The 10,072-nt window shown below is 33.6% G+C and carries 8 protein-coding genes and 1 other RNA gene; 4 read left to right on the forward strand and 5 right to left on the reverse strand.

The genetic code is table 11. From position 1 onward, the window contains the following. Positions 1-55: 55 nt before the first annotated feature. Positions 56-379, reverse strand: an RNA gene (gene rnpB, locus BLS90_RS11865) — RNase P RNA component class A. Positions 380-497: 118 nt separating this feature from the next. Between rnpB and BLS90_RS11870 the strand changes: the two genes are divergently transcribed. Next, positions 498-797, forward strand: coding sequence for a hypothetical protein (locus tag BLS90_RS11870; protein ID WP_091257972.1), 300 nt, complete (start codon positions 498-500; stop codon positions 795-797). Positions 798-1,083: 286 nt separating this feature from the next. After that, the gene (gene dnaX, locus BLS90_RS11875) at positions 1,084-2,169 is read left to right on the forward strand and encodes a DNA polymerase III subunit gamma/tau (protein WP_091257974.1); all 1,086 of its coding nucleotides are present in this window, start codon (positions 1,084-1,086) and stop codon (positions 2,167-2,169) included. A 61-nt stretch (positions 2,170-2,230) separates the two neighbouring features. Here dnaX and BLS90_RS11880 read toward each other — a convergent pair whose 3' ends face one another. Continuing rightward, positions 2,231-2,428 carry a hypothetical protein gene (locus BLS90_RS11880; protein WP_091257976.1) on the reverse strand — a complete coding sequence of 66 codons (198 nt, stop codon included), beginning with the start codon at positions 2,426-2,428 and terminating at the stop codon, positions 2,231-2,233. Positions 2,429-2,531: 103 nt separating this feature from the next. Between BLS90_RS11880 and BLS90_RS11885 the strand changes: the two genes are divergently transcribed. Then, positions 2,532-2,819: a DNA polymerase III gene (locus BLS90_RS11885; RefSeq protein ID WP_245705103.1), complete on the forward strand. Its 288-nt coding sequence runs from the start codon at positions 2,532-2,534 to the stop codon at positions 2,817-2,819. A 15-nt stretch (positions 2,820-2,834) separates the two neighbouring features. Here the strand turns inward: BLS90_RS11885 and BLS90_RS11890 are convergent, their stop codons facing one another. From BLS90_RS11890 to BLS90_RS11900, 3 genes are all read right to left on the reverse strand, one after another. Next, positions 2,835-3,725 (reverse strand): Ppx/GppA phosphatase family protein, encoded by an 891-nt coding sequence (locus BLS90_RS11890; protein ID WP_091257980.1) that lies wholly within the window; start codon positions 3,723-3,725, stop codon positions 2,835-2,837. 93 nt (positions 3,726-3,818) lie between these two features. Continuing rightward, positions 3,819-5,906 (reverse strand): polyphosphate kinase 1, encoded by a 2,088-nt coding sequence (ppk1, locus tag BLS90_RS11895; RefSeq protein WP_091257982.1) that lies wholly within the window; start codon positions 5,904-5,906, stop codon positions 3,819-3,821. Further along, on the reverse strand, positions 5,903-6,388 hold the full coding sequence (locus BLS90_RS11900) for a SixA phosphatase family protein (protein WP_091257984.1): 486 nt from the start codon (positions 6,386-6,388) through the stop codon (positions 5,903-5,905). The genes ppk1 and BLS90_RS11900 overlap by 4 nt, the downstream gene beginning before the upstream one ends. Positions 6,389-6,971: 583 nt before the next feature. On the opposite strand from BLS90_RS11900, the gene BLS90_RS11905 reads away from it, so the two are divergent. Next, on the forward strand, positions 6,972-10,072 hold a 3,101-nt coding region (locus tag BLS90_RS11905; RefSeq protein ID WP_139171417.1), incomplete at its 3' end, for an HYR domain-containing protein.

A 10,072-nucleotide genomic window follows, 5' to 3' on the forward strand; every position in this document is an offset into this window, starting at 1 on the left:
TGCAAGTACAATAAATAGGAGTTCTTAGAAGAAAAAATCTTTAGTAGAATTTTTAAAAAAATGCAGACCTATAAGCCGGATTCTGTCTCCAATAAATTAGAGCCTTATCATTTATCTAGATCCCGCATTACTGCGAGACTCAAGCTATCTACCCTTCAACAACGGACGAGAAGCCCTTAAATGCTGATATACTTGATATTTCACCGCATAGAGTTTACCTGGTTTCACTACAGCATTACCTGTACATACTTTCTGTTGCACTTGTCCTAATCTCGTCCGTAAAGACAAAACCGGCGGGCGTTACCCGCTATACTTCCCTATGGTGTCCGGACTTTCCTCCCTCTTGATTACTCAAAACGGCGATAAGGCGGTCTGCGGTGCAAATTTACACTATTTAATTCTTTTTTTTCCTTTACAGCTATTTACTTTAACATCCCTTTTACAATCAATTCATAATAAAATAGTTACCTTTAGTAAATAACTAAAAAATCTCTATTATGACAAATATGTATCATTATGCCACCGTTTCTAAAGCCTTAGACGATTTGAATGAGATGGGATTTACCTTTGATTTTAATCTTCATGAGGAAGATATTGTAAAAAATCCTAGCCACTATGAAATTCAACATATTTACCGTTACGAAGGAGATACCAATCCAGATGACGAAGCCACGGTTTATGGCATAAAATCAACTTCGGGCAAAAAAGGAGTATTTGTAGCGGGATATGCCGCAAATTCAGATAATGGTGCCGCAAGAGTTTTAATTGATCTTAGCATCAAAGGAAGAGACAAATAAGCTCGTTTTCTAAAATAATTTAAAACTAAAGCAAGAATTTAAATCAATTATTTTTTAGGAGCTTATTCCAGCTATACGTTACAATATTATCCGCCGAACCCCGGCGTATAAGGATTTTAACTTCAAACGCAGTTCACTGAACTCCAATAAAATTATAGTACTGTGAAGTAATCTGGGCTAGGGAATTTCGGAAACAATAACCATTCTGAAAATTATAAAATCTTTCAATCCTTAAATTTTTGCATCTTTAAATTAAAACCTATATTTGCTTTCGAATAAAATTTCTATGGAACAATTTGTTGTATCGGCTCGTAAGTATCGTCCTCAAACATTTAAAGATGTTATAGGACAAAAAGCCATTACTAATACTTTATTGAATGCCATAGAAAGCAATCACTTAGCTTCAGCATTGTTATTTACAGGACCTCGTGGCGTTGGAAAAACAACTTGCGCCCGTATTTTGGCCCGTAAAATAAACCAGCCAGGATATGATGATCCCACTGAAGATTTTGCCTTTAATGTTTTCGAATTAGATGCCGCTTCTAACAACTCCGTTGATGATATTAGGAATCTTATTGACCAAGTGCGGATCCCGCCACAAACGGGACAATATAAAGTCTATATTATTGATGAGGTTCACATGTTATCTTCGGCAGCTTTCAATGCTTTCTTGAAAACACTGGAAGAACCACCAAAACATGCCATTTTTATTTTGGCAACGACCGAAAAACATAAAATTATTCCAACGATACTTTCTCGTTGTCAGATATTTGATTTCAAAAGAATTACTGTAAAAGATGCCAAAGAACATCTTGCTGAAGTTGCCACCAGTCAAGGAGTAGTTTTTGAAGATGACGCTTTGCATATTATTGCTCAAAAAGCGGATGGTGCCATGCGCGATGCTTTGTCAATTTTTGACCGAGTAGTTTCTTTTTGTGGAAAAGAGTTGACACGTCAGGCCGTTACAGAGAATTTGAATGTGTTGGATTACGAAACGTACATTAACATCACCGACTTGCTTTTGGAAAACAAAATTCCAGATTTATTGTTGGCTTTCAACGAAATTCTAGCTAAAGGTTTTGATGCGCACCATTTTGTATCCGGATTGGCTTCTCATTTTAGAGATTTATTGGTTTCTAAAACACCTGCAACTTTATCTTTATTAGAAGTTGGGGAACAAGCACAGCAAATGTATGGTGTGCAAGCACAAAAATGCAGTCAAGACTTTCTTTTAAAAGGAATCGAGATTGCAAATGATTGTGATTTAAAATACAAACTAAGTCAAAATCAACGACTTCTAGTTGAACTTTGTTTGATGCAACTGGCCTCTATCACTTATGATGGAGAAAAAAAAAAGTTGAGCAATATATAATTCCATCTACTTATTATAGAAAGAATGATTATTCGATAACGGTTCAACCGAAAATTGAAGATCAGAAACCTGCTATCCCAGTTATAGATTCTGTTCCATTAAAAGAACCGGAAACTACAGCTGCTGTTACATCAATTCCATTACCTACTCCAGCAGCAAAAATAAACATTCCGCAATCTGATGGACCAAAGGTTTCTACGTTTTCATTAGCCAGTATTCGTGCTAAAAAAGCGTTAGAAGAAAGTAGTAAAGGAATCATAAAACAGGTACTTCACTTACCCACGGAATCTTTCACCGAGACAGAAATGTTGTTGTATTGGAATAAATATGCGCAACGTTTAGGGGAGAAAGGCTTTAAAATTATGGAATCCTTATTACTCATTAACGATCCTAAATTAGATGGAACCGCTATAACAATTGAATTGCCTAATGAAGGATCAAAATTAGATTTTGAAAAAGAAATACATGGACTTTTAGGTCATTTAAAAGGACATTTACACAATCATGATATCACCATCGAAGTGATGGTTAATGAAAGCGTAGAAAATAAAAGAAGTTTTAATGACCAGGACAGGTATAATAGATTTTTAGAAATAAATCCAAATATTGAACTATTACGTTCAACATTTGGATTAGATTTAGATGTATAATGGGGTAGTTACAAATTATATTTTGTTGTAATACATCGCTTTTACAATACCATCTGAAAGTCCTATTTTAGGTACATAAATATTTCTTGCACCACTCCATTTCATAGCATTTAAATAGATACGTGTTGCTGGAATAATTACATCGGCACGGTCTGGATTCAACCCTAATTCAGATATTCTTTGCTCATAGGATAATGAATTTAAAAAAGCATATTGCGAATTCATATAAATATATGAAAGAGGTTTTTCCTGCAATTTGCCAGACATTTTAAATAACTTATTTATATTACCCCCAGAACCTATTAGTGTGACTTCGTCGTATTCTTGTGTATTTATTTTAATCCATTTTTCAATTTCATCCCATACTACATCGCACACCATATCATTTAGCAAGCGCACCGTTCCAGCTTTAAAAGATCTAGAATTTATCATTTTACCATTAGAAAACAACGTAAATTCAGTACTTCCTCCTCCAACATCAACAAAAAGATAGGTTTGATCGGTTTTCAACAAATGATGTAAATCAGTAGAAGCAATTATGGCTGCTTCTTTCTTACCATCAATAATTTCTATTTCTATATCTGCGTTCTTCTTAATTATTTCGACAACTTCTTTTCCGTTGTACGCTTCTCGCATAGCTGAAGTAGCAAATGCCATATATCGTTCTACCTTATGCACCTTCATTAAAAGATTAAAAGCCTTCATGGCATCACACATTCTTTCGATATTCTCTTCCGAAATTTCTCCAACCGTAAATGCATCCTGTCCCAAACGAATGGGAACGCGAACGAGTGAACTTTTATTAAATTGAGGTTCTTTTCCTTCTTGTTCTACAATATTTGCAATTAACAAACGCATGGCATTCGAACCAATATCAATTGCTGCATATTTTTTTATTTTAATCATCTTCGTTTCAATTCGTTTATTTCCTACCTAAATTATTTTATTCACTCCTGATTCATTGCTTAAAAAAAGCGCTAATTAACCTTCCCTAAATAATTAAACTTTAGTTTCAATTTGGGACTCTACTTGGAGTTTTCTTTGATAATATTTATAGGTTTCTAATTGTGCTCTAAAAATAGGATTATGATTGCGATATCGGTACTTATTATCTAATTTGTAAGAATGAAAACGGGCTTTTACATTGCCTTTCCAACCAATATCAAAATTATCAATTAGTTCGTTTTTTATACCTTGATCATAAATTGGGCATGTTACTTCAACCCGACCATCTAGATTTCTAGTCATGAAATCCGCTGATGATATATACACTTCTGTTTGCCCTGCATTACCAAAAATATAAATTCTGGAGTGTTCCAAATAATTATCTACAATACTAATTGCTTCAATATTATCACTCATTCCAGGAATTCCGGGAATCAACGAACAAATTCCTCTGACTTCAAGTTGAATTTTTACACCTGCTCTACTGGCTTCATATAATTTATCAATCATTGCAAAATCAGATAAGCTATTCATTTTTAACTTAATATGTGTTTTCCTTCCTGCTAAGGCGTGTGTAATTTCTCTGTCAATTAACTTGACAAACCTTGTTCTGGTATAATGCGGAGAAACGATAAGATGTTTGTAGCGATGTACTCTATAGTTGATATCAAAGAACTCAAATATCCTCATGATATCTTTTAGAATTTGTTGATGACTGGTAAAAAGGGTAACGTCAGTGTACACTTTAGCGGTAGATTCGTTGAAATTTCCTGTAGAAATAAAACCATATCGCTTTATTTTGTCATTTTCATATCTTTCAATAACGCATATTTTGCTGTGTACTTTGAGCCCTTTTATTCCAAAAATAAGTTCAATACCTTCCAACTGCATTTGCTCTGCATAGGAAATATTAGAGGCCTCGTCAAAACGAGCTTGCAATTCGATTTGAACCGTAACTTTTTTTCCGTTTTTAGCCGCATTAATAAGAGAGCTGATAATTTGAGAATTTTTTGCCAATCGGTACAATGTGATTTTTATCGAAATTACTTTAGGATCTAAGGCAGCTTCACGCAAAAACTTGGTCAAATAAGAAAATGATTGATACGGCGCATTCAATAAATAATCTTTTTCGCTTATTTTTTCAAGCATACTTCCTTCCAAACTTAATCCCGGAATAGGAAGTGGATCGTTAGTTTGGTATAATAAATCGTATCGACCTAGATTTGGAAAATCCATATAATCTCTTCTGTTGTGGTATCTTCCTCCAGGAATAATACTATCTGTAGAGACAATTTTCATTTTATCTAGAAAAAATTGTAAGGTATCTTCTTCAATGAGTTGGTCATAAATAAAACGCACCGGTTCGCCTATTCTTCGATCTTTTACACTCAATGATATTTTTTCAATCATACTTTTGCTCAAATCACTATCGATATCCAATTGCGCATCTCTAGTGATTTTTATCATGTGAGCCGAAACACTTTTGTAATCAAAAATATTAAAAATATTACTCAAATTATGTCTGATTACGTCATCCAAAAGTATGATATACTGTTTTTCATTATTGGATGGCAATACAACAAAACGATTAATTGTTTTAGGAATTTCGATTACTGCATACCGAACTTCTGAATTTTTATTCATAACTAATTTAATAGCTAAATACCCTGAAGTGTCTTTTAATACCGGGAATTCTGCCAAATCATTTAAGATTATTGTAACTAGCTCAGGACTCACTTTTTGAATAAAAAAATCTTTTAGAAAAATTTCCTGTTCAAAAGTAATATCAGTTTCTGTTATAATAAATATATTTTTAGTCTCGAGTTCACTTTCGATAATGTTTAAAATTCGTAAACTTTCTGATTGTTGTTGAATAACAATTTCAGTGATATCCTTAACTAATTGCTGTGCTGAAATCCCTCCTAAGTATTTTTCTCCAGAGATGCCAGTTAAACTTAATCGTCTAATGGCTGCAAAACGAACTCGAAAAAACTCATCTAAATTATTTGAAAAAATACCCAAAAAACGCAACCGATCTAATAAAGGAACTGAATTATCGCCTGCCTCTTGTAATACACGTGCGTTGAAAGCCAACCAACTTTTTTCTCTATCAATATATTTAAATTCTAATACTTTATTCATCTTAAATTTTTGGGAAATATTATTTTTTCAATTTTACCTTTCTTTATTTTTTTCCAGTCCTCTGTTTCAAATTTTAAATGAACAAAACCTGAAGTTGGAACATTTTCAATATAAACATCCCCAAATTTATTAACAAAATCTGTAATTGCTCCATTATGTCCAAAAAGAATGACACTTTCATAAGAATTACTATAGGATTTGATCACTTTCTCTAAATCATTTTCATCAAATGTATAAAGATCATCTTTGTAAATGATACTTTCGATAGGATAGGATAAATTTTGAGCAAAAATTAACGCTGTGTTTGTTGTTCTTTTTGCAGTACTGCTAATAATTACATATGTTTTCGGAATTGAATCTTTAGCTTCGGACGATACTAGATGAGCATCTTTTACACCCTGACAAGTCAAACCGCGATCTTTATCATGCATGGGAACTTCCCAACTTGATTTTGCATGGCGAACCAAAAATAAGTTTTTCATGAGTGGAAAATAATTTTGTTATCAACTAGTAAAATTTATTAAATACAATTTACAAAACTAAAATTTATTATCCTTGTTTTTAACTTTTTATTCTGTAATGACGTATAAATATCGTTTATTAAAAATCTACTTTATTTAAATATTACTATCGTAATCTTCATGTAAATTAATATTATAAACAGTAAAATAAACTAGCAAGTATGTCTCTGCAATAGCGAATTTTATATATTTTTAATAATTTTTTAAGATTGAATTAACATAAAAATGTACTTAAACGACTTTTTGTGTTGTTTATAGAAAAAAGAAACAACTATAATTTATTACCAATAATTTAGCTTTTTGAAAATTGCCCAATTCCAAAAAAACCTAAATCTAATCTTCTTAACCTACATGAAAAAAAATATTTTACCTCAAAAAATATCGTCTCAGACTTTTCTAATTTTTTTGATAAGTCATTCAATCAAATTTTTAAAAAATTAGTCTTGTTGTGTTTCACTTTATTTAAAGAATTAGCATAAAAAAAATGCGTTTATTAATCAGATAGTTAATAAAAGATCCGGAAAAATCATATACAATAGATTTTATGAAAACAAAATTACTCCAACTTAAAAAAATTATTCTAATTTTCATTATTTCACTATTTGCTAATGTAACTAATGGTTATAGTCAAGAAAGCGGAACGGATGGAAATTATTGCCCAGGTCCAAGCTCAGTAGGTGATGAATATGCAACTGGAATATTCTTTAAACAAATAGTAAATAGTGGTGCAAGTACAACATGCGATATTAACACAATATTTGCTAAAGTAAACACAAACACAGCAGTACTAAAAATTGGAATGAAAATTGGTAATTCTGGGTCAGCTTTATTTAGAGTTTACTTAGATACCGATAATAATCCAACAACAGGTTTGACTTCTGATCAGTTTGGAGGTTTCTTAGCAGTAGCTGGCGCAGAATATATTATTGAACTAAATGCTAAAAATAATTCTACCTATACGCTCTACACTGGAAACGGATCAACATTAACTACTGTATCTAATAATGGTTTAAGCGCAACTAATGGTAATTTCAATGGCTGTAATTCATCAGATGGATCATTTTTAGAATTTAATATCCCATTTGCAAGTATAGGTGTTGATATTTGTGATTTAAATAATCCTGGCCTAATTAAAGTCACTAAATTGGCTTCAGTAAGTGGTGGATCTCCTACATCAAATAGATGTAACGACATTCCATTAACTTTTGGAATCCCTTTAAAAGGATCTGTTACTCCTGCATTAACTGCTGTATGTTCAGGAAATAATAGCACTCTTTTAACGGCTAATGGCATTACAGCTGGATCTACTATTGTAAAGTGGCAATCGTCAGTTAGTCCATTTACTAGTTGGACAGATATAAATACTACCGCTACTACTTACACTCCTGTAAATTTAACCAAAACAACTAAATTCAGAGCAGTGTTTTCTAATTTAGGTATTTGTAGCGGAGTTAATATTGCTACAAGTGAAGCAATAATTACAGTCACAGAAACTCCAATCCCAACTGCTATAAATCAAAATTTCTGCTCAGGGGACACAAAAAAAGTTAGTGATTTAGTTGCAAATGGTACATCTATAAAATGGTATTCTGCAGCAAATGGCGGTACTTTATACTCTAGCACCGATTTATTGGTTTCTGGAACTTATTATGCAAGCCAAACTACTAATGGATGTGAAAGTGCAAGAATCGCTGTAATAGTAACAATAAATCAAACGCCCACTGCTCCAATAATCAATAATCAAGTAGCATGTTCTGATGAAACAACAACTCAAACTTTAACAGCTGCAGCAACTGATGGAGGTATAACTTGGTATGACGCGGCCACTGGTGGAAATATAGTAACTTCTCCTACCCAAATAGGTGTAGGTTCAAAAACTTATTATGCACAAGCAAATAATGGTTCTTGTTCCAGTATAACAAGAACACCTGTTAAATTAACTATAAATCCATTACCAGGAATCCCTACAGCTTTAGATGTAGAGTATTGTGAAGATGATTTGGCTCAGGCTCTAACTGGAACTCCTAGCGACTCTGGTAATACTTTACTTTACTATAGTTCCGTGGACGTATTAGGTCAAGCAACCTTAATACCTAACACCAGTACTCCAGGAATATTTACTTATTACGTCGCTGAGGAAAAGAATTCTTGTATCGGTCCTAAAAAACCAATAACAGTAACCGTTTATCCAAAACCAACAGTTACTGCACCAATAACTAAAACCTTTGAAGGATGCGAAACGAATGCAATAACAGGTTTAACATACAGCGAGACTGAAGTAAATATTTCACTATCACAGTTTACAACAGCAGGAGGTACATTTACAAATAACAATACTGTTGGAACATATTCCATTTCATACAAAGACTCAAAAAGTGGAAATTGTCCAATAACAGTAGAAAGAGTATACAAAATCACAACATTTTGTGGTGCTACTACTGTAAATCAAATTATTAAAATTCAAGATACTACCGCACCTATTATTACAGGTACTTTATCTGATTTAAATATAGAAGGATGTTCCCTTAGCGATCTTCCCCCTGCTGTAAAAACAGTAGCAGCTTTAGAATCATTAGGTTTATCAATTAGTGATAATTGTACAACTGATTCAAACATGAGTATTTCCAGTTCAGATGTTACTAATGGAAATTTACCTACTGTTATCACTAGGACTTACACAATATCTGACAAATGCAATAATCAAACTAAAGTAATCCAAAAGATTACTATAGATGATACCGTTGCGCCTTTTAAACCTGTTTTGGCAGATGTAATCGGAGAATGTTCTGCTACTATTACTGCTCCAACAACTACCGATGTGTGTTCTGGAAATGCAATTTTAGGAACAACTACGGATCCTTTAACCTATACTACTCAAGGTACGTATACCATCACTTGGACTTTTAATGATGGAAACGGCAATAATGTCACAGCTACTCAAAATGTTATTGTAAAGGATACTGTGAAACCAACCATAACTTGTGCTGCTTCGGTAACCGTGAATGTAGATACCGCTTCTTGTTCAACGGATAAAGCTAATGTAACGCTCGGATCTCCAACTACGGCTGATAACTGTGGGGTAAAATCGGTAACTAACGATGCGCCTAGTGTTTTCCCTATTGGAAACACAACTGTAACTTGGACCGTAACTGACAATGCGGGTAATACTGCTACTTGTACACAAATCGTAACTATCGTTGACAATATCAATCCTACCATCACTTGCGCAGCTCCTGTAACAGTGAATGTGGATGCCGCTTCTTGCACAACGGATAAAGCTAATATAACGCTTGGATCTCCAACTACGGCTGACAACTGTGGGGTGAAATCGGTAACCAACGATGCGCCTAGCGTTTTCCCTATCGGAAACACAACCGTAACTTGGACCGTAACTGACAATGCTGGAAATACGGCTACTTGTACTCAAATCGTAACGGTGGTCGATTCTATTCTGCCAACCATTACTTGTGCAGCTCCTGTAACAGTGAATGTGGATGCTGCTTCTTGCACAACGGATAAAGCCAATGTAACTCTTGGATCTCCAACTACGGCTGACAATTGTGGGGTAAAATCGGTAACCAACGATGCGCCTAGTGTTTTCCCTATCGGAAACACAACGGTAACTTGGACCGTAACTGACAATGC

This window comes from Flavobacterium omnivorum, from assembly GCF_900099915.1.
Classification (GTDB): Bacteria; Bacteroidota; Bacteroidia; order Flavobacteriales; family Flavobacteriaceae; genus Flavobacterium; species Flavobacterium omnivorum.